Source organism: Photorhabdus aballayi (assembly GCF_026153155.1).
GTDB classification, from domain to species: domain Bacteria; phylum Pseudomonadota; class Gammaproteobacteria; order Enterobacterales; family Enterobacteriaceae; genus Photorhabdus; species Photorhabdus luminescens.
Genome location: NZ_JAPFCD010000075.1, coordinates 1 through 19,697 on the forward strand (window position 1 = coordinate 1; position 19,697 = coordinate 19,697).

Genomic DNA, 19,697 nt, shown 5'->3' on the forward strand with positions numbered 1-19,697 from the left:
CCCTGTTGACTGGCATTCAATTGAATCTGACTGGCGGCGGTCTGGCTGTCGCTCAGGTCAATCTGTTGACTGTGGACGGCCAGCGTATCGGTCGCCAGATTTTTGCCATTGGCCTGAACGTGTTGCGCGGTCAGGGTCAGTGAACCGGGGCGGGTGGTGTTGCCCTTATCATCCAGTCCGGCGGCCCAGACGCTGTCATGGCTGCTGTGTATGGTGCCTGCGGTGACGGTGGTATCGCTGCGGGCCTCTACCCGGCCCTGATTCTTTAACGCGCCGCCCGCCTGTAAATTCACCGATGATTGTGACAACAATTTGCCCGCGTTAGTGACATCGGCAGACGACGTTAATTGCAGCCCGTCACGGCTGCTGATGGTGCCGCGATTTTCTATCCAGCCATCGGCGGTAATATGCACGTCCCCGGCTGAGGCCCCGATATTGCCGGCATTATGGACGCCCACCCCCGTTTCGGTACCTATTAGCCTAATTTTATGGGCATACATGCCGCCCAGTGCCGCCACATCCAACGCAAACTCCGGCTGGTCAGTGGCCTCAGCGGATTTTTTCTCAATCTTCTGGTGTGCCGCATCCACCCGATTGCGCCCGGCAGTCACTTTCAGGTCTTGCGCATGTAATTTGGCGTTAATCGCCACCGAACGGGCGATAATATCGGTGTAACTTTGCCGGGTGCTGTCCATGCCGTGCCCGTCAATCCGCACTTCCCCCTGATTGACATCAAACCCTTTCAACCGGCCCCGTTCCATCAGGGCTTGTCCGGTGGTGAGCGTAGTGCGGTGCGCGTTAATAAACCCGCAGCCGTTACAGGTGATCCCCGAAGGGTTGGCAATAATCACCTCGGCTTTATGCCCGGCCACTTCAATCCAGCCGTTGAGGTGACTGCGGTCGTGGCTGTTGACTTCATTGAGGATAATGCTGGCATCCCCTTTGGCTAACCACGGATTACCGGCCACCATGCCGCCCAGTTGGGTCTGCGTGGCCTGATGGCTGTTATTGAGGATAACCCCTTGTTTATCCACATCAAACTGACGGTAGCTGTTGTGAGAAACGCCATCGGTGCCGGGCGTCTGGATATTAACCTGCGGCGTGCCGTTGGCGCTGCGAATGATGGTCGGCTGCTGACGCCCCGGTGCCTGCCCATCAGCCACAATCGCCGCCTGTGCGGTGAGTGAAATCCCGCCAAGGGCGAATAACACCCCAAACCGTAGCGCAGTAAGCCGACAACGACGTTGCGGTGAAGAGGGGCGACGAACGCGGCGTCCGGTTCGTCCGCGCCCGGCACACACTATCTCGGCCACCACCATCCACATCTGACGGGCCTGATTAAAGATAATACGATATAACTGCTTGTTCATGATTTTTGCTCCACACAACACTACCCACTGGCAGTTTTGCTATTTGAATTAATACTGCCAATACAGGTTGAATCCGGCCGTGACCGGGGAGGTTTGGAAACCGGCGGGTTTGGACAGCGGGACGCCGACAAACAGGTCGTAGCTCACCCCTTTCAGGTTGCCTCGCCAGCCCAGGGCGCTCCCCGCCAGATGTTTTCCGAGCAGAACGTCACTGCCCCGTCCGCCCACTTCGCCATAGTCGATCCCCAGATACAGCGACTGCCCTTTCAGCGGGGTTTGCCAGTCCAGTTCGTTCCGGCTGTACCAGCCCCGGTCAGCGGATAAGGTCAACTCGCCATCAAAGCCGCGTACCGTCCAGCGGCCGCCAATTGAAAAGCGATCCTGGGGCGTCAATGGGCTGGCGCTTATCTGGCGCAAATACTGGGTTTGATAAGAGAAGGGCTGATCAAACAGCGTTAACGGTCCAGAAAGCGTCGCCGAGAATTGGGTGATTTTAGGTAAGGCAGTCCCTTCATTGCGGTACTCTTCCGGTGCCGGTTGTGCGCCAAACCAGCGCATGCCCTGTTGGTAAGTGACCCTGGTATCGAGAGTGGCGTTGCCGATAGTGTGATGATGGGACAGTCCCAGCTTCCAGCCTGCGGTTTCCCGGCGCTGAACATCGATTTCAGTGTTGTCAATAAAATTACGGGACGCCCGGCGATAAATTTCACTGTTGAGCAGGGTTTTCTGGTCGGCGTTGCGGTGTAGCACCCGGCTGATCTGGATCGCCAGGTTTTGGCTTTTGCCCCGGTATTGAATCGCCTGATTCAGCCCGGCTATCGTCTGGGTATAATCGTAGTGACTGGCGGTCACGCTCGCCATCCAGTAGCCGAAGGGCAGCGAGTAATAGAGCGTGTCGTTTTGGCTGCCTTTCCCGGCAGACGCATGAATATCGCGCCCACCGGAGAGATAGAACAGGTCGCTTAACGCCAGCGGGTTATCCAGAAAAAAGGTGAGTCCGCCCTGATAACGGCCGGTGCTTTTCGACCCGGTATCATCCAGATACGTGGCGATTCGCCAGTGCCGGGACTGACGCCAGTCCAGCACAATATCACTCTCCCCCGGTTGTTCTGCCGGGACAATATTCATCTCCGCCTGAACGGTCGGGAAACGTTGCAAGTTTTCCAGTCCCTGCTCGATATCCCGTAAATCCAGCAATTTTCCTTCACGCGCGGGAAAGGGGGTTATCCGCTGGATATATTTTCCGCTGTCAGGGGTATAACGGATATGCCGGATGTTGCCCGGTATCATCACCAGTTTTAGCGTTTGGGTACGCAAATCCTGGCGAGGAACCAGAACCCGGCTGGTGACATAGCCGTGATTAATCAGCTGATCTTGCAATTCGGTCATCAGCCGGTTAATGCCCTGAGCGCCGAGGCAATGGTTTTCGCCCTGTTGGGCGACACGTCTGAACGGCAACCAGTGCGGGAAATTTTCGGTGCCGGTCAACACGACGCGGGTGATCGGAAAACACGGCGTTTCCCGCGGAAATGCGGAAGACGCCGCCTGTTCGGGTACCGACAGGTGAACTTCCGCAGGGGGCGGGGCTAATTGCGCCTCCAGGGCTTGCTGGCGGGCCTGTTGATGAATGAGTTGTTGTGCTGAGAGGTCTGCGGCCTGACTGCCTGAGACTACACTATAAAAAACCGCAAACACTAAAATACTGCTTTTCATTGACTTTCTATTCCACAATGCTAGAGCGGTATTAACCATGAATTTGGCTTAGCGATCAACATTTAGGATTGATGATCAGCCGGGCATCTAAAATGAGGGAGTTGGTTAAGATAGCAGCAAAAACAAGGGGTTATATTGAAAGGCAAAAAACAGGCAATATGATTATTTTGTGACAATATTGTATAAAAAACAGATTAATATTAATCATTTAATAACCAATTCTAATAATTTCAAATTAATTTCATTTTTTGTGTTAATTATGTGATATATGTCACATTTATGATGTTTGATTTCAGCATGAAATCACTGACAAAGTGATGCTTGTCGTAAATTGGTGATGAAATATTTTCTTTTTTGATGAGGTTAGATGGTAATTTTTAGCTCAGTTGGCAGCACTGGCGCTATGCTATTGCAGATTGGGGGATAACCATCAGACAGCAGGTGGCTAGTGTTGGTAGTGGTTATGCACCTAATTTCTGCTTGATGTTTAGTTGGGCTGCTCATATCGATTTTGGTTAAACAAACTATATCAAGTAAAAATAAGTCCAGTGCTATTGCTCCGTAATTAACTTACAGATTGTAAAAATCATGAATCCTAAAGAGCCAAAGATCTCCAGTGAGGATTTATCCAAACCAATACTGCTTTTTACCTGTTGCTCGTTCTACCAGAAGATCATCCTTCGTAATTATAGGGATAAATAGCATGATTTGTTGACATCACTTTCTGTAATTGGCGAGTTTATTTAAATATTTCCATTACCGTATTGATCACTCTTACATTATTTCCAAATAACAGCTAAACTTCTTTAGTATTCTAATCAATTAAAATTAATTTATGATATTTATTTTTATAGTATTCCGCGACGGCGGACTCAGGGAAAAGGCTGTAACAATATAAAAATATTAATTTGAAGAGAATATGAACATAGTGCCTTGAATGGCCAAACTAGGAGAAGAAGAAATGATTGTAAAAAACGACTGGCACCCAGCTGATATTATTGCAGCATTAAAAAAACAAGGAACAAATCTTTCTACTGTTTCAAGAGAAGCGGGGCTTGCTCCATCCACCTTAAGTAATGCTCTGCACCGTCCGTGGCCCAAAGGTGAACGTCTTATTGCTGCCGCATTAAATTGTGATCCTTGCGAGATCTGGCCTAGCAGATATTTTAAATAAAATAAACTTCAAATTTTTATGGGCTCTGTTAAGCAGAACCCTTTATCATGATTAAACTGTGAAATTGGAATACTTCGATGTAAAGTTATTATTTTTGCAACACAATATGTAATTGTGTTTATGAGTTTTAAATGGGGGTATATCTTTATCTTTGGGGAAGATGATTTTATCGAACCTTCTGTAAACATTTTTTAGTAAGAAAATTAATAGGATTTCATTATGGACTACGTCAGTAAGTTAAGTATTTCACCTCAAGTTATCAATACTATGCGGCAAAGTAATGAACCTTGGGGAATAAAGGATAAAAATTCGTGCTGGATTTTTGGTAATCAAGCGTGTAAAGCTTTTCAAAATTTTGACAGCTCATTTGATTACGAAGGGAGGTATGATGATGAACTCCCCTGGGATGGGGCTGAGTTTGCAAAAGAATACGTTATTCACGATCAAAGTGTGATGAAGAACGAAGAAAGAGTATGTTCGCTTGAAACACATATGTTCGGGAGCGATAAATTCTTGTCATCTTATTTTTGTGAGAAATATCCGTTATACAATAATGAATATGAATGTGTAGGCACTTTGCTTCATTGCTATAAAGTTGAGGATTTCTCATTTATCCGTCTATTTCGTGGAAAATTGCCAGCATCAATATTATTTCAACCTCCGACGGATTTATTTACTCCACGGGAATGGGATGTTATTTTCCTCATGCTACACAAATATACCAGTAAGCAAATCGGTAGAATGTTAAATCTTTCCTATCGGACAGTTGAAACCCATATCTCGCGTATATATAAACGGATCGGTGTCCACTCCAGTTATCAACTGGAAGAGTATTGTCGCACAAATGATTATGATCTTTATGTACCAGAAAGATTTGTGCATCCAGAAAGCAGAATTTTTCCTTAATTGATAGATTAAAATAGTCTTTTTATTGAACATGAGTAGGATATTATTTTCATTTTCTTGCAAAAATACACAAGAAAGCAGATTGGAATAATATTGGATATTGTCTATCGCAAAGTTGAAAAACATATAGCAAGGATATACCGTAAAATCTATATTCACTCTAGCCAGCAGTTAAAAGAGTATTGTTGAGTTAATAATTTTAATCTTGGGGCTGTCCTAGATAAGTCATTTGATCTAGGATATCCCAATGAGAAAAAGTCGGATTAGCCAATACAAGCAAAAACGTCTTCAGGAGCTCTTTGTGGCAGGGGCTACAGCTCGCACTGCGGCAGAGTTAGTGGGTGTCAACAAAACGACTTCAGCTTACTATTTTCACCGCCTCAGAGTCCTTATCGCTGATTATGTCGATGAACACTCCATTGAAGAAAAATAGTGAGTAACATAAAATTAATTGAATGAGGCCAGATTATGTCTTCAGGTTGCTGCATATTTTCTCCACTACGTATAAATCAGCGTGTTCCTGAGCGGAATAGACGTTATTGTTAAGCCGATCTCCAACGAGATTAACCCATCCACATGCGGGGTTTACTGGTAAATATTATGCAGAAGTACAACCGCGTCCAGTTCACCAATATCATCATCCAAGAATGAGAAATTGGGCAGAGAGAAATGTATCAGCTGTAGATAGGCCAGTATATGGTTTAGCTCAGTAAGTGAAGGTTGGTTTCCCGCCATAGAAAGACGCTTTGTTAATTGTGTAAGCATGGGTAATCCTGAATTTGTTCTTGGCCATGTATATTGTCTCAAAAAAATATAAGTGCTTCTTGGAGCTTTAATTATCCTTGGCTAAGGACTGCAATCCGGTTTGCTACTGAATATCCAGCTGACGGTCAATTTCAGCGGCACGTTCAGCATGGCCTGCCACCAGCTGAGCACACTTTGCAATGCGCATGGATGTATCAGCGCTGATTTCATTGAATTGCTCATCAAACTAGCTTTCAATAATGGATTGATGAATTTGCTCGGTCAGGTGCTTTGCTACTTCTGCATTGTTAATGGCACTCTTAAGGGCATCTTCAGTTTTAGTGAGCGCCAGATTAGTGCGTGCAGCGCCTCCATCCATGTACCCTTTACAGGCGACAGCAGAAACGATTTCAGAAGCGTGAGTATCGATCAGCAATCGTGCATCATCTTTACTCTTAACTTCCTTCCCACTAGCGTATGCTGGAAACTGCCTAATCAGCAGAATGAGATATAGTGCGAGTTTGAGATAAATGGTCTTCATTATAGCCTCATCAAAGATAATAGGTCGGTTGCTCGGCCAGATGACTGAACTATTGGTGTGGTAATGCCAGAACAGTGATCCGATAAAGTACCCCGGACAAAAATGCGATAGATACTGTCGATGTCAGAATCACCCATTCATACCGGAGGGAGAAGTAACTCCAGACAGACAGCAGGAAAATTGCGAGGATGGATACGACTATCATGATCCCAAAATTACGGGATATGGCCTTCAGTATTACGCCGATATTTTTAAATAAAGGAGCATTACAACGCACTATGGCCGGGAGAAACATCAGCAGCATTGGCATCCCCAAAAAGGTAGAGAAAGCAGCGAGACTGAACATGTTGAAGTAAATCGGGAATATTCCCAGCACACCGTTTGTGGATATTGGACCGGCTTTCAGTGAAGGAGACATTTCCACTGTCATGGCATTCGGAATTATGTCGTTGGCGTAAGCTGAAGAAGTATACGAATGTAGCCCCCAGAGCAGAATAATCAGGATGATTGTCATTAATGGTCCGAAGAGGATAGTTATCAGGATATTGCGCAATTCACGCCAAGAACCAAGACTGGGCTCCCCCATCTTGTAACGAGTCAGGAGCGTCATAGAGTACACGCTCAATATCACTGGCTGGAGGATGATATATCCGACCATATCCATCGTAACACTCTGCATGAAGAACGTTAGCAGACCACCGCCAATCACTACAGGTGCGAGTAGCATGAACAACCCATAAAAGCTAAAAAGTGACTTCAGGGAATCCAGCATGATTGGATTCATTTCTTTAATGCCGACTTTAGCGTGAGTAAAAACGTACATTAACCCCCCGAGTTTTAAATATATTGACCGCAAAAAACACAGCTATGGAGCTGCTACCTCATCGTGAATATCAGGTTCTATTAGGACTGACGCTCAATGGAACGAAAACTTACGCTAAGGATTTTTATTCCAATAATCAATGAGGTTTATAGAACATTACTTCTATATTAAACTGGCAAAAACAACTAAAGACGGCTCTCTCTTGCCAAGTTTAAAAAATTAATCACATTTTATTTATGGTTAAAATATCTGATTATATTATACATTCTGGCAGATTAATTGTCCTTTAAGAGGCTACCGTAGTAACTATTTCATTTATATTTAACTCATTTGGGATGATAATGTTATTTTTTGTTATTAGTAATTCTGTACTGACTCTCCTTTTTGCGACAGAATAATTCAATGAGTATGTAAAACGTTTGCAATCTTTATATAATTCATTAATTTCACTAACATTATCATAAGTTAACACCCATGGATGTTTAATTCCTAAAATAGTCTTAGACACAATTTCATGGTCTTCAGTATTATAAAAGTTAGTATAGAGTGAAGAGCCCTTGTCAAAGTAAGGAGGGTCTATACAAAACATAGATTTTTCAGGCATGGTTAAATCAATCTCCTTTATAAAATTAATAGCATCCATATTATATAGATGTATTCTATGCTTGTATTTGTTTATCCTTCTTATTCTATCAATTAACCCTTTTTTGTTGAATCTACAATCAAGGGAGTATTTGCTATTTTGCTTTAGACCACCCATTACTCCTGCTTTCAATATAATTCCAGAACGATTAGTTCTGTTCAGAAAAAAAGAAGAAAAACCCAAGTCGAAATTATTAAAGTCGTCTTTGTTATTTTGTATTTCTCTCTGCTTATGCCACTCATCTATTGTGATATCTGTGGTCATTATTTTATCAATAAATTTCTCAGTATCATTCAATATACTATGCCAGAATGACCAAATTGAACGGTCAAGATCATTTAGGTGGATTTCGTGAATATATTGGTTAAACAATAATGATAGAGCAAGCCCACCCCCACCTGAATAAGGTTCTGCATAGTGCCCACCATTAAGGTTATTTGAACAAATTATAGCCGAAATCATCCTCTGGATTGCGGCTTTACCTCCTGGATATCTTAGCGGTGAAGGTGTAGCTGACATACTTTTTCCTGTTTAAATCCGATTAAGTCAAGGCCACTGCAAAACACTTTTTCACTTATGGTCATAATCATTATTAAAAACCTTATTCAACATAAACAATAATATATGGGATATGTTGTCCCAATGAACTTTTAACGCATTTGGATCCGGTTAGAATCCTCCATGAGCATTTACCCTCCAGTGTCTTAGGTAACAGAGGGTTGGTCGTATCCATTTGAACTTTTTTCAGTGCTTCCAGAGCCTTCTTTTCATGTTTACTAAGTTCACTCTATATTCTCTTCTATTTTCCTAATTATTTTTTTCATAACGAGATGTTCTGCCGTCCCCTTTGGAGAGTTTCTGTATAATTTTAAAAGCCCAACATTACGCCCCCAAAGTGATTCAAACATTATTAATTTTCTCACGAATGTTATGACAACGAAGAACAACAAAGGGGGCAAAACGTCCCCATTTATCAGCTTGGTTCTTCGTTGCCAGTAGTATGAAGGAATCAAACATTAGGCGGTCAATGCCCAAGGTTTTCAGTATCTCATCGGTTGTGGGTATGTAAAGTCATCGTATTCCCTGATGGCGTACTTGTTGGAATTATGGAATCAGATTTTTCCCTACAGAAACAGCATCTCATTCCTGCCGGTGAATCTATTCCTCATCGAGAAGATAACATTACAAGAGCCATGAATAACTTCCTTTGTGGCAACAGGAGAAAATGCCGTTCCATTCGATAATGAAAAAACATAGTTTTCAGTTACCAATTTATCGAGTTGTGATTAATTGAAAACAGAAAAATAAGTCACGATCACCAGTTCAGGTAATCGTGACTTGATTTTAGTCTCAGGGGGACAGGTGACGAGATTTAGCAGTGAATGTCGATGGAAAAGAGTTTTACGATAACGCCGGTGTACTCAAAGGCGTGCTCATAGACTCCTAGGTTATTAATGTCACAATCCTCCCCAAGTATATCGTGAAGTTTTTCATCCGTAGCGGTACCCGGGAGGATGGCAATAATACGGCCACCTGGCTTTACAAACTGACGGGCGTGTTTTATATGCTGTTTCCAACGACCTTCTGAATACGGATGGTTCATCAGTATACGAGCAAATGGCTCAAACTGTTTCTCTAGCACCTTGAAGCGCCGGCCAGCGTTCACCGATAATTTGCGTTGCGATACGGTTTATTTCTATCCCAGTTACCGCAACACCATCAGGAAGACCTTTCAATAATCCACAGAAACCGATGCTGGACTCTAGCAAACGCATACCGGCAGACAGTTCACATTCACCAACTGCCCGGAGCTGAAGTTCACCGCAAGAAGGATAAAACTGGTGAGTTTTGTGGTCTGGCATCTCACCGTTTAATGTTTCATGTCGTTGAAGCTCTTAGGGAGGCTTTGCACCAGTCATTGATATTTTTTCTCCATTCATTCCGGCGATTAGTGGGCGGGCATGAAGTCACGTACACCGGTCAGGGTCAGAAGCCGATCTCAATAGCATTGGTCGAGTGCGTATATAGATTGTTCAAGACAGAAAAATCCTTCGAGAGCCAATGTCCTGCTAAGGGAGTTGTCACAGGCGTTACAGAAAAAGCTCCATGCTGCTGTATGTCGGTTATCCATAACCGAGTGATAGAGATTGGTCATGCAGTCCTTAGTGTGCTGATATTCTTTTAAAAGTTCTTTGATGCCGTTAATGACTTTGAAACCTGTGTGTTCAGTGACTCCTTTCCCAGTATTTTCATCTGGGAGATAGAGCGCGATTAAAGATGTGTTGTTTTCATCCGGTGCGCCGGTAATAGCTGGCAAGTTGGTCATGATTCCCCCTTAAATAAAATATTATCCATTGGGGATGGCGTGTGACAAAATATGGGGGAGCGGACTGGTTGCCGAAAGACAAAAAAAACCCCGTCCTAACGGGGTATTTAATGAGGTTTTAACTATCTCACTTTATCTATAGCTCTTGTTTCTGGATTCCTGCTACTCTTCCTCACCGTATTACGCCAGTAAAACTATGATAGGAAATTGAATAAGCAGTAAAACTAGAAAGGAACTCAGCAAGTATGAGTATTTTTATGTCATTGCTAAGGTTATATGAAGTCGAGCAAAAATTCCATATCCATATCCATATCCATATCTTCGCACATCATTTCGTTCGTTCCAAGAACAGTCTTTCCCTGATTATATAGGGAATCTCTCCCACATACTGGGCATACAAAAAAGTGCCCTGAAATGTGATTTTATAGCTGCGTTAAAATCAGCACGGGTATCCCAATAGTATGCACCCATGATAGATCAATTCGGTAATGATTGACCGACTTTCCATTGCTTCGTAGAGTGGTAGGATAATCCTTTCCGACGCCATCTTGAGTATTTCACTGTACGGTTCTACCCGGCCATAAATGACTTCAATCATAGTGCCTACGGTCATGATGTCAGTTCTGTCATTAAGGTTCATTTCTTCCAGCTTGCTGATCACCTAAGCCAATATGAAAAAGCTGAGCTACAAATTGATGATTAATGATCCACTTTATTATCAGCCTTCAGTATCTTCTGACGAATTTCCACGCCTTGTGTCTCAGGTATAGAAAAACAGCTTTCGGCAGTATGGCCGCAGATATAATAATGGCCGTCATAATGTTGTTGCATTCTCACCTTCGTTCCGGGAAAACTGGTGAAAATAGCTTTTACCATGAAGGTGCTTTTCGTAGTGGTTAGGTAGTTGTTCTCTTTGGTGTAATAATCAGAAACGCTAATACCGTTCACCAGCTCACCTAAATCCCAGCTCTCTTTTACGGTTTTCTGCTTCAGTAAAAGAATACCTAGGCAAGTTAAAATAGAAAGGCCAAGCACTCCCCAGAAAATGACCAATCGCTGGTTGGCAACTAGGCTTAAAGCCACTTCTTTAGACTGAGTCAGTTCTTCTGTGGATAATTTGGACTGGTGCCGAGAGCCTTTATTTTGTTTTGATTTCGGTGAGCTCATGGCTTTCTTTTCCCTCTTGTTTAACAGTCATGCTTAAACTGGCAAGCAGATATATCACCTGCAAATCCGATAGGCCATGTTGAATGCAATGGAGTATTTTATTCTTTGCATCAGCATGAATATTATGACTATATTTGGTGTTATCGCCCGCTTTACGCGCCAGCGATAAACCGGCCAGCATATGCTTAATTTGTAGATCAGTTAGCTTACAGACGTCTAGCCCAACCAGAAATTCACGCTGTTTCTGAAGGCTATATTTTTCCCGGATATCATATCGGTCCGGATACGCCTGCGTACCTTCGATATTACACGCCGTTGTTTTGTTAAATGACGATTGAATGCCTTCCACCAAGAACTCTCTCTCACTGACGCCTGTTACATGACGGGCAAAAAGCAGACCGGTATTATTTTTGATAAACACACAGGATCCTACGGTGAGATCACTCGTCCATAAAGGTTGTTGTTTGTTCATAGCTATACCTATAGATTCGCTCTCAATTTGATCCTACCACGCATTTATAAATGACAAAGCTTGATCTCGCAGGTTATTTATATTTAGGTATAAAAAGCGCTGTCTATTGTTTCTGATATACTAATAGCTAATTCATTGTCATCCATACCAGCCAGTTGTTCATATGGATAGAGAGGGAAATTTAAATAGCTCATAAGCCCTACAATAAACTCTCGGTTACTACTGTGTTCCAGTTGGTCTTCAGTAATCATCGCCAGTTTAATTTCGCCGGTATGGGGATCGGTCAGGACAAAGTCAAATACCGTGACTGACAGTACTGACATTGCACTTTTTACATCATCATATTGTTTCGTAATATCCTGTTCTTTAGTCAGAATAATGTCGGCCATACGAACACGAGGCGCAATGTTGTACTGATCTGCAAATAAACTGCTTAACCTGGTATAAAGCGAGTTGGAATCTTTGGGAAGCAGGTATTTATGTTTCTGTAGTCCGGAATAGATAGCTGACATATTGCTGCTTTCGTTAATATCTACAGCTTCTGGATTCCACTCTTCCTGCTGAGGAAGCAGTTCATCATTCTTTGGTTTTTTTCTATCCCAGAAAAAAGCCAGTACCAAACCTGCCATTCCTATAAAAAAGACGATTATTGCGATAAATTTAAGTGGCATTGTTACCCCCGATTACCATATAAAATCTATTGTACCCCTCTTTTTTACAAGACTAATTTTCCCTCAGCAACCATCGCTACACCAATCCTATGTCCCATGATATGATCTTCAATTGCAAAAACAGCAACTTCTTTAACTCTAGGAAAACGAATTAGTAGTTCTTCCAATTCATCTGGCCCAACCTTCTCTCCCCCTTTATTAATAACATCATTAGATCGGCCAATCACTGTTAAAGTACCATCAAGATTTATTTGAACTACACCACCTGTACGATAGAAACCATCGTCAGTAAAAGACTCTCTATTTGCTTCAGGTGCATTAAAATAGGCTCCTATGGTATAAGGCCCATTCACCTCAAGGATACCTTGAGCAGGTCGTGTATGGATGATCTGCCCATTTTTATCTACAACACGATATTGATCATACATAGACAAGGGCTTACCTTGAGTTTGAAGTTTTACGCTCTCAGGATCTTTACGATGAGTTTGTGATAAGAATCCTTCACCCATACCATAAGATTGCTGAAGAGGATTTGGGAAACAGTTCATAATAGCTTGAGCCAACTCCAAACTTACTTTGGCTCCTCTTACCTGAACAACTTCTAAGCTTGTTAGGTTTCTTGTATATCGACTAGCAGCATTGACCCAATGATGTGCTAATAGAGGTACTAAAGCAATGTGAGTTACAGCATGTTGTGAAATCAAATCGAAACTTGTATCAGGACTGGGATCTTTCGACAGAATAACTTTTCCTCCTTTAGAAAAAAACCGAAGCTTGGATTATCTATAACTGGGATCAAGTGACGCAGTTGGTGCTGATATATCTAGTAAAGCACCACTTTCATCTTGAATCAGAAGGCGACGTGACCATAGGGCAAATCACGTGGTGGTTCAACAATATTGAATCCAAATTTCTGTGCTTTCAAATAATAAGATTCAACATTTTCTACAATACAAGTGATGATAAGCCCCTGGCAAGACTTCTGGTATACGTCTGGAATAAATTCACTCGTTCTTAAGAAAGCGGAAACTTGTCCATGTTTTTCAGAAGACATTGAAATAAACCAGTTAGATTCGTATTCAATATTAAAATTCAAGAGGTTGACAAATAAATCCCGTGTACTCATTAAGTTATCAGTAAGAATGTTAGTTAGCATGTTGCGCCTCCTTTTTTGGGACCTATCTCATTAGGCTAAATAAAATTCCAAAATTGTAGCTCCCTTGAAGGGAACTCAGTCCGATTTTTGCGATCTGATCAATCGCTAAATCAAAACAAATCACTCACCGGACTGAGTTATGCCGATCATAGCACCAATATCCTGAAATGAACGCCGCCAGATGAAGAAAGTTATCCATAAAACCAGGGGAAAAATTATGCACGCAAGTTGATGGCCTACATCAGGGCACATAATTTTCTTATTTCACCAGAACCCTTTGTACATCCCGCTCCTCAGTCAATCGTTGGATAAATTAGCTTACGTTATGAATAATGTAGTGAAAAGCAAACAGTGACAAATGAATACCGGTGCCAGACCAAAGGTTGATGCCACAGAATATAGTTTTGAGCCGTAGTAAAACTGTTCGCAGTACTAGAGGTCTTCTAGCGAATTTATAGTGCGTTTTATATCCTTTAGTGCTTGTTTGTATTCCTGATTTTTTTCTTTTAGTTTAATAATTGGATCACTAGAAAAGTTATTTTCGTATAACGTCAAAACTTGTATGGCGAAAAGATCGTCGTCAATATAGAAATAGCATTCTGGTACATTCAATATCTTAGCTATCTGACAGGCTGTTTCATACGTAGGAGTTACAGCTCCTGTTTCATATCTTCCGATTTTTTTTCGTGCTTGTTCTGAATCAATGACTCCTAACGCCTTTCCTAGCGCTTGTTGACTTAAGTTCCGCCCCTTTCGTGCAGCTACCAATCGCTTTGGCTTCATATATAAAAAATACAAATGTTTTTCATGGTTTTATCTTGACTATTTTTTATCACTGTTTCAGAATATGCGATAGACCCATATAATGACCCTGGGTTCATTTTATGGGGTGTTTTTAATGGACTATCACATAGATGGATTTTCCTAAGATCACTTTATTCTTTATATTCACCAGGGAATAAATAATATTTATAAGTTATTATAACATTAAGAAATTATTAAATAAAAGGAAGGATCGTTGTGAAAGCTAATTTGAATCAAGACTGGCATCCAGCGGACATCATTGCAGCACTTAAAAAGCAAGGAACAAATCTTGCAACAGTTTCCCGCAAAGCTGGATTAGCATCATCGACACTAAATAATGCATTACGTCGTCCGTGGCCAAGAGGAGAAGAATTAATCGCCACTGAATTAGGTTTAAATCCATCCGATATTTGGCCTTCACGTTGTAAAGAGTAGAAATGGGTGAGTTTAAGCCTAACTAGAGCCTAATTACCTGACAATGGCAAGTTGCTATATGAAGGATGAACATATCCGAAGGGGAATGGGTTGATCTGACATAAGAAAATGTCGTTCCTTATAATGTTTTACATATTTTGAGCCGTATTTTACCTGTAGAATAGACACGCTAGGGTTCTAGCAGGGGCCCTCTATAATATTATTTGTGACTTTTTAGACCTCGACTGACAATTGTATGTATATTTAGCAGGTGTTAGTTGAGGTTAATATGACAAGAAAGAAGAAAAGGAAATCACCACTGATCTGTGCAATAACTTCTCTGTATCAACAAAGAGACTGATCATCGTTGACAATAGGTTCTTGCGAAATTTTCAAGCAAAAATGATCCTCGGAATTTAAGAGATAGTGATCAGTTGCCGGTATTGAACGTATTTTCCATTACTTTCTGACTGCGCTGAATCCAATCATTGCTGTCATTACAGTTCACGTTAGCTGCAACAATTTGCCGGGCGGAAGTGTAAACAAGGTTGGTATATCCCCCGTTGTTACTGACAAGTAGTCGGATACTATTCAGGTAGCTGTAAATCGGATCCTGTAAAATAATCGAATCAACCGTAGTGCTCTGCTTGCAGTATCGCATGCGCATTTTAACGATGTCCTGAGCCACCATAACGCATTCAGGACATTCTTTTTTCAATTGCAGATACTGAGCAACCGACTGGCCTGCTACTGGAGAACCATCAGGATTCAGTGGTACATTCGCAAAGGCGTTTGTGCAGAACGATGACCCGGCCAGAACCAACATCACTCTTGTTACTTTTTTCATAACCCCCCCTAAATATTCAGCGAATTACAGCTGAAGTCGAAGTGATCTTACTATGGTAGTAAAACTGCACGAAGGAAAAAGCATGACAAAACGTGGTGTATTTTTTATGTTATTCATACCATATATGAATAAGAGGTATTTCCATGACCGTAACGAAGAAACATCGCTACTCGGCATTATAAAAGATATTTTGTATCTGATGATTCTTCTGAAAGAACGTCAGCGAAATCTGGTGCTATTTACCGGATTGGTTAATCTGTAGAGATTTCGAAGTCAAACCTACGGGTTTCATACAGGACACTGGTACAGCGTGGAATATTTGATGATTTGATAAATACCGATATCGTCAGACGTTACAGGTTGTTTACTCATTAACGAAAGCTGGAGAAATAGATGCCAGTGTGTTTTAAAGAGGAACCGGAAAAATGAAACCCATTTTCTTCCTTGATGCTTATATTTTATAAATTATATTTCTTTTAATTACTTTCCGTGGTGATGATAAATTAAGAATAGAGCTTGAAGCTGGCGTTCGCGTTAACAATAAAGACAAATAAGGTGGATCTAATGGGCTCAAGACATTTTCATGAAAAATGTTTATGAGGATTTTTATCTTTTTAAACAGTATGTTGAGGAAGACATTGAACTTATTATGACAAATATGGAATCTCTCGTTTATCCCAAGAGTAAAAGTGCGAAATATTAGTCTTATGACATCTAGTATGGTTCATTATTTGTCCCTATTCAATTAAATGGGAAAAAAGTAGATATCAACTTATCCAAGAGATATGAGCTGAATTATGGTGATTTCTAGTTTTTAGAGGCTCAAGGAATAAACGCTGTCAACACATGATAGTGATAAAAATGCCTGCTCAAGGCAGGCTGTATATTTATCCTTTTTTCTCGTTATGAGTACTTCTCTGGGGGCGTGTATCTGAACCGTCGTTCACCTGGTGTATAATGCATGATAGCGGCGTCTGTAATAATATGGATAGCAATATAGAGATTAACCAAAAACGTGGTTCCATATCCCCTCCACTTGATGATTACGTTATACAGCCAGATAGCGTTTACTAATTGATATGACATTTCGATGTTGAGGTCCCTCATAGCCCTTCTCTTTAACGCTCCGGATGTTACAGACTAGTGATTCGCAACATATGAACAAGCGTTCCATGCAACTACCCAGCTGATGGTGTGACCAACTAAGCGGGTATGTACCTGTCTCAGTACCAGAAGGCCCAGCTATAATGCGCCTAGTTTCAACGTTAAGCTGACTACCACGAAGGCTGTAGCCTGATAATTTGTGGCGAATAGATTTTTTCGTAAATTTGCGCACCTTTGAAAAGGAACGCTCCTGATTGGTTTGTTTTTTCATATTTCCACCGATACGATTAACAGAGCAGTTCTAGGCCACAGTATTTCCCTACACAGAACGATACGTTTCTATAAGATAAAGCTCAGGTTCTGTTTCCAGTTTTATCATTTCAGGGTAAAAATTAAATCAGTACCCATCAGCTGCGTTTTATCTCTTGATTAATAATGTCGAGAGATTGCTGTTTGCTGTCAGTGATAATTTGCATTGCCTCTTCCAGCCATGAGGTATCTTGACCGGCAGATTTCAGTTCGTTGTACCGATTCTGGAGAGCCATCAAAGCGTCATCAACGCCGGCACAATAGATATCTGTTCTGACAATGTTGGTCAATACTGCTCCCTTCGAAATAGCTAACATGACGTTGACCATGTCACACACTGTTTGTGCCAGTTCAGGATTTTTCTCCTTCATGGTCCCCAGATCCACATAAGGTAACAAGCTATCAAGGATAAGATGGTTGATATTGTTGATATTCAAAAGATAAAGGTTGTCATTTTCGATGGTACTATCAGAGCTGATACGTTTTGCCAACGTATCCTGAATGGAAGCGTTATATTTCTGCTGCCAGAGCTCGCACGCTGTAATCATCCATGCTTTAATTTCCGCTTCAGTGCTCTCAGTAGGAGGTATCGAATCGGCTAGTGGTAACACTTCAGACCACGGAATAATGTTGTCTTTTATCACCACACCATCAGTTTCGCTCATCAGATCGCGTAACTTCAGGATAATTTCACGCATGAGGGCATTTTCGGTCAGGATAGTAAATTCCTGCTGGGATGCGCCCAGTAGGTCAATATTATGACCTGTAAAAGAGTGTTTATCATTCATGACCGCGCGTCTCCATTTCCGTTGAATGTGGATGTTCATGGGCTTTTCCATGCCGCATTTGATATAACGCATTGAGATGCTGTTTTTGCTCCCATGCAGAATTTGACCATGTTAAGCGGTAAGATACTGATATCAATATTTTTCTCATATTTTCCCTCGTGGTAGTGAATTGTATTTTGCTATATTCTCTATTCTGCTGATAAAAAGTGGTAATCAAAAATCAAATTACCACTATATATTTGGTTGACAAAATTGCCAGACCAATAAGATTTTCACTTAATCAAGCCATATTCTTTTGTAATATCAATAAGATCACCATGCTTTAAGATGGCTCCGATATTTCTAATTTCTTGAGTGCGATTTTCAATACGGTTTCCCATTGCGGCAAAATCATTCACCAACCGCTCATCGGCCATTGTAGAGTTTGTCAAAGCTTGTTCTGGTGTGTTCAGGTTAAAAACATAAAAGTCTCAGAGTTAGCATGAAGCCACTGCAAAACTGCACGGAGATCACCGAAAACCCGGAGTGCATATACAAACGCCTGTGAATGCGTCAACATATTTTTTACATAAAAAACAAACAACAAAGACATTAACTCCCTTATTTATAAGGGCATTAATAAATATTTTTTACATTTATTGTCTGAGGTAAATCATTGGGTAGAACACGTGCGCCCTATTCAAACATTTTGCCGATAGGGTTAGCCGTTGTCCCCCCACCGAACCGTACATGCACATTTCTATGCATACGGCTCTCCGTTAGACTTTAGCAAGATTACGATAGTCAGGTAACTTTCCACGATGTAAATCAATGTGACAGTCTTTGCATAAAACTAAAGTCTTTCTTCTTCGAGAGATCATTAGTCGTTTCCAAGGCTCTGTATCACCCTTGATATCTTTTAGTTTCCGCACATGGTGAACTTCCAGATATCCAGATTGAATACCACAATACTCACATTTTCTGGCTGCCATTCTATCGAGCAGTTCAGTTTGGGACGTATACTTAAATGTATTCGGTAACGGATCAACGAACTCTGCCATCGACACGCTTCTGTTTTTCAACTGAAAAATTTCCAGTTCGTAGACTTTATTGTTACGACTCTCACGATGAACGTATTTTCCATCGGGCTGCTTCAATCGCTTAGCAATCTTAGTCCTTGATGTCTGATGCTTATTTGCCAGTGTTTTGAATAAGCTATTCATCCATATCCAATGTAATTTATTGAGATACAGAACTGGCGACAAGTTATAGTAGTTTGCAAAGCCACGCATTTCAGCATTGTATTGGCTGATTATTTCGTAATCAGATAAAAATGCCATTACAGGCTTGCTACTACTCTTATCATTGTGTGAATCGTATTCCCCATAGCCACGAAGAGCGCAAAATCTTTGGATTTTCTCTCTTGGTACACCAAGGTGAATATGTTCAGTAATAGTACGCTTCACAGCGTGCGTTTTACTGCCATCCGAGTTGTGTCCCACAACACATTTAACTCGTTTGTTTTCCCTACGACATTTAACTTCATATCCGAGAAAGACAAAACCTTGCTTAGGATCTACTATGCTTGATTTTTCTTTAGAAACTTCAAGTTTTAGCTCTGATTCCACAAATTCAGTGACTTCTTTCATCACTTGCACTGCTTCATTTTTTGAGCCAATAATTCCGATTAGAAGTCGAGTCGCCCCGGGGAACCTCCCCCCAAGGCACTCACGGAACCGGACGTGA

General features: G+C 41.7%; 24 protein-coding genes and 2 pseudogenes. 6 read left to right on the top strand and 20 right to left on the bottom strand.

Annotation, left to right across the window (positions count from 1 at the left end; translation table 11 throughout):
• Both OO184_RS22695 and OO184_RS22700 read right to left on the bottom strand, forming a co-directional pair.
• Window positions 1–1,370 (bottom strand): two-partner secretion domain-containing protein (locus tag OO184_RS22695; RefSeq protein ID WP_265381126.1); only part of this gene is annotated, 1,370 nt, incomplete at its 3' end.
• Between the two features lie 48 nt (window positions 1,371–1,418).
• Window positions 1,419–3,083: a ShlB/FhaC/HecB family hemolysin secretion/activation protein gene (locus tag OO184_RS22700; RefSeq protein ID WP_265381127.1), complete on the bottom strand. Its 1,665-nt coding sequence runs from the start codon at window positions 3,081–3,083 to the stop codon at window positions 1,419–1,421.
• 937 nt (window positions 3,084–4,020) lie between these two features.
• Between OO184_RS22700 and OO184_RS22705 the strand changes: the two genes are divergently transcribed.
• The 4 genes and pseudogenes from OO184_RS22705 to OO184_RS22720 form a co-directional block, all read left to right on the top strand.
• Window positions 4,021–4,257 carry a helix-turn-helix domain-containing protein gene (locus OO184_RS22705; RefSeq protein ID WP_283256371.1) on the top strand — a complete coding sequence of 79 codons (237 nt, stop codon included), beginning with the start codon at window positions 4,021–4,023 and terminating at the stop codon, window positions 4,255–4,257.
• A 219-nt stretch (window positions 4,258–4,476) separates the two neighbouring features.
• Window positions 4,477–5,163: a PAS and helix-turn-helix domain-containing protein gene (locus OO184_RS22710; RefSeq protein ID WP_265381128.1), complete on the top strand. Its 687-nt coding sequence runs from the start codon at window positions 4,477–4,479 to the stop codon at window positions 5,161–5,163.
• A 57-nt stretch (window positions 5,164–5,220) separates the two neighbouring features.
• Window positions 5,221–5,352, top strand: coding sequence for a helix-turn-helix transcriptional regulator (locus OO184_RS22715; protein WP_265381129.1), 132 nt, complete (start codon window positions 5,221–5,223; stop codon window positions 5,350–5,352).
• Window positions 5,353–5,410: 58 nt separating this feature from the next.
• Window positions 5,411–5,557, top strand: a pseudogene (locus tag OO184_RS22720) (IS1595 family transposase); the annotation flags it as partial.
• Between the two features lie 191 nt (window positions 5,558–5,748).
• On the opposite strand, the gene OO184_RS22725 reads toward OO184_RS22720, so the two are convergent.
• The 14 genes and pseudogenes from OO184_RS22725 to OO184_RS22790 form a co-directional block, all read right to left on the bottom strand.
• Complete coding sequence (locus OO184_RS22725; protein WP_265381130.1) at window positions 5,749–5,928, bottom strand: hypothetical protein; 180 nt, start codon at window positions 5,926–5,928, stop codon at window positions 5,749–5,751.
• Between the two features lie 226 nt (window positions 5,929–6,154).
• Window positions 6,155–6,448: a hypothetical protein gene (locus OO184_RS22730; protein ID WP_265381131.1), complete on the bottom strand. Its 294-nt coding sequence runs from the start codon at window positions 6,446–6,448 to the stop codon at window positions 6,155–6,157.
• Between the two features lie 49 nt (window positions 6,449–6,497).
• Window positions 6,498–7,058 (bottom strand): hypothetical protein, encoded by a 561-nt coding sequence (locus OO184_RS22735; protein ID WP_265381132.1) that lies wholly within the window; start codon window positions 7,056–7,058, stop codon window positions 6,498–6,500.
• Between the two features lie 499 nt (window positions 7,059–7,557).
• The gene (locus OO184_RS22740) at window positions 7,558–8,433 is read right to left on the bottom strand and encodes a DNA adenine methylase (RefSeq protein WP_265381133.1); all 876 of its coding nucleotides are present in this window, start codon (window positions 8,431–8,433) and stop codon (window positions 7,558–7,560) included.
• A gap of 853 nt (window positions 8,434–9,286) precedes the next feature.
• Window positions 9,287–9,556, bottom strand: a complete 270-nt coding sequence (locus OO184_RS22745; RefSeq protein WP_265381134.1) for a hypothetical protein — start codon at window positions 9,554–9,556, stop codon at window positions 9,287–9,289.
• Window positions 9,537–9,776, bottom strand: coding sequence for a hypothetical protein (locus OO184_RS22750; protein WP_265381135.1), 240 nt, complete (start codon window positions 9,774–9,776; stop codon window positions 9,537–9,539). Before OO184_RS22750 ends, OO184_RS22745 begins: the two co-directional genes overlap by 20 nt.
• A gap of 137 nt (window positions 9,777–9,913) precedes the next feature.
• Complete coding sequence (locus OO184_RS22755; protein ID WP_265381136.1) at window positions 9,914–10,240, bottom strand: hypothetical protein; 327 nt, start codon at window positions 10,238–10,240, stop codon at window positions 9,914–9,916.
• A gap of 439 nt (window positions 10,241–10,679) precedes the next feature.
• Window positions 10,680–10,880, bottom strand: a complete 201-nt coding sequence (locus tag OO184_RS22760) for a hypothetical protein (RefSeq protein ID WP_265381137.1) — start codon at window positions 10,878–10,880, stop codon at window positions 10,680–10,682.
• Between the two features lie 59 nt (window positions 10,881–10,939).
• Window positions 10,940–11,407: a hypothetical protein gene (locus OO184_RS22765; RefSeq protein ID WP_265381138.1), complete on the bottom strand. Its 468-nt coding sequence runs from the start codon at window positions 11,405–11,407 to the stop codon at window positions 10,940–10,942.
• Window positions 11,379–11,828, bottom strand: coding sequence for a hypothetical protein (locus OO184_RS22770; protein ID WP_265381139.1), 450 nt, complete (start codon window positions 11,826–11,828; stop codon window positions 11,379–11,381). The genes OO184_RS22765 and OO184_RS22770 overlap by 29 nt, the downstream gene beginning before the upstream one ends.
• Before the next feature lie 134 nt (window positions 11,829–11,962).
• The gene (locus OO184_RS22775) at window positions 11,963–12,550 is read right to left on the bottom strand and encodes a DUF2726 domain-containing protein (RefSeq protein ID WP_265381140.1); all 588 of its coding nucleotides are present in this window, start codon (window positions 12,548–12,550) and stop codon (window positions 11,963–11,965) included.
• Between the two features lie 44 nt (window positions 12,551–12,594).
• Window positions 12,595–13,302 (bottom strand): annotated as a pseudogene (locus OO184_RS22780) (AMP-binding protein); the annotation flags it as partial.
• Window positions 13,303–13,400: 98 nt separating this feature from the next.
• Window positions 13,401–13,706 carry a VOC family protein gene (locus OO184_RS22785; RefSeq protein ID WP_265381141.1) on the bottom strand — a complete coding sequence of 102 codons (306 nt, stop codon included), beginning with the start codon at window positions 13,704–13,706 and terminating at the stop codon, window positions 13,401–13,403.
• Window positions 13,707–14,138: 432 nt separating this feature from the next.
• Window positions 14,139–14,474 carry a helix-turn-helix transcriptional regulator gene (locus OO184_RS22790; RefSeq protein ID WP_240043091.1) on the bottom strand — a complete coding sequence of 112 codons (336 nt, stop codon included), beginning with the start codon at window positions 14,472–14,474 and terminating at the stop codon, window positions 14,139–14,141.
• A gap of 264 nt (window positions 14,475–14,738) precedes the next feature.
• Here OO184_RS22790 and OO184_RS22795 point away from each other — a divergent pair, with 264 nt between their 5' ends.
• Window positions 14,739–14,945: a helix-turn-helix domain-containing protein gene (locus OO184_RS22795; RefSeq protein ID WP_265381147.1), complete on the top strand. Its 207-nt coding sequence runs from the start codon at window positions 14,739–14,741 to the stop codon at window positions 14,943–14,945.
• A gap of 409 nt (window positions 14,946–15,354) precedes the next feature.
• Here the strand turns inward: OO184_RS22795 and OO184_RS22800 are convergent, their stop codons facing one another.
• Window positions 15,355–15,771, bottom strand: a complete 417-nt coding sequence (locus OO184_RS22800) for a hypothetical protein (protein ID WP_265381142.1) — start codon at window positions 15,769–15,771, stop codon at window positions 15,355–15,357.
• A gap of 82 nt (window positions 15,772–15,853) precedes the next feature.
• On the opposite strand from OO184_RS22800, the gene OO184_RS22805 reads away from it, so the two are divergent.
• Window positions 15,854–16,033, top strand: a complete 180-nt coding sequence (locus OO184_RS22805) for a hypothetical protein (protein ID WP_265381143.1) — start codon at window positions 15,854–15,856, stop codon at window positions 16,031–16,033.
• 1,249 nt (window positions 16,034–17,282) lie between these two features.
• On the opposite strand, the gene OO184_RS22810 is transcribed toward OO184_RS22805, so the two are convergent.
• From OO184_RS22810 to OO184_RS22820, 3 genes are all read right to left on the bottom strand, one after another.
• Window positions 17,283–17,972 (bottom strand): hypothetical protein, encoded by a 690-nt coding sequence (locus OO184_RS22810; RefSeq protein WP_265381144.1) that lies wholly within the window; start codon window positions 17,970–17,972, stop codon window positions 17,283–17,285.
• 272 nt (window positions 17,973–18,244) lie between these two features.
• Window positions 18,245–18,403, bottom strand: a complete 159-nt coding sequence (locus OO184_RS22815; protein WP_265381145.1) for a hypothetical protein — start codon at window positions 18,401–18,403, stop codon at window positions 18,245–18,247.
• 327 nt (window positions 18,404–18,730) lie between these two features.
• On the bottom strand, window positions 18,731–19,697 hold a 967-nt coding region (locus OO184_RS22820; protein ID WP_312023716.1), incomplete at its 5' end, for an HNH endonuclease.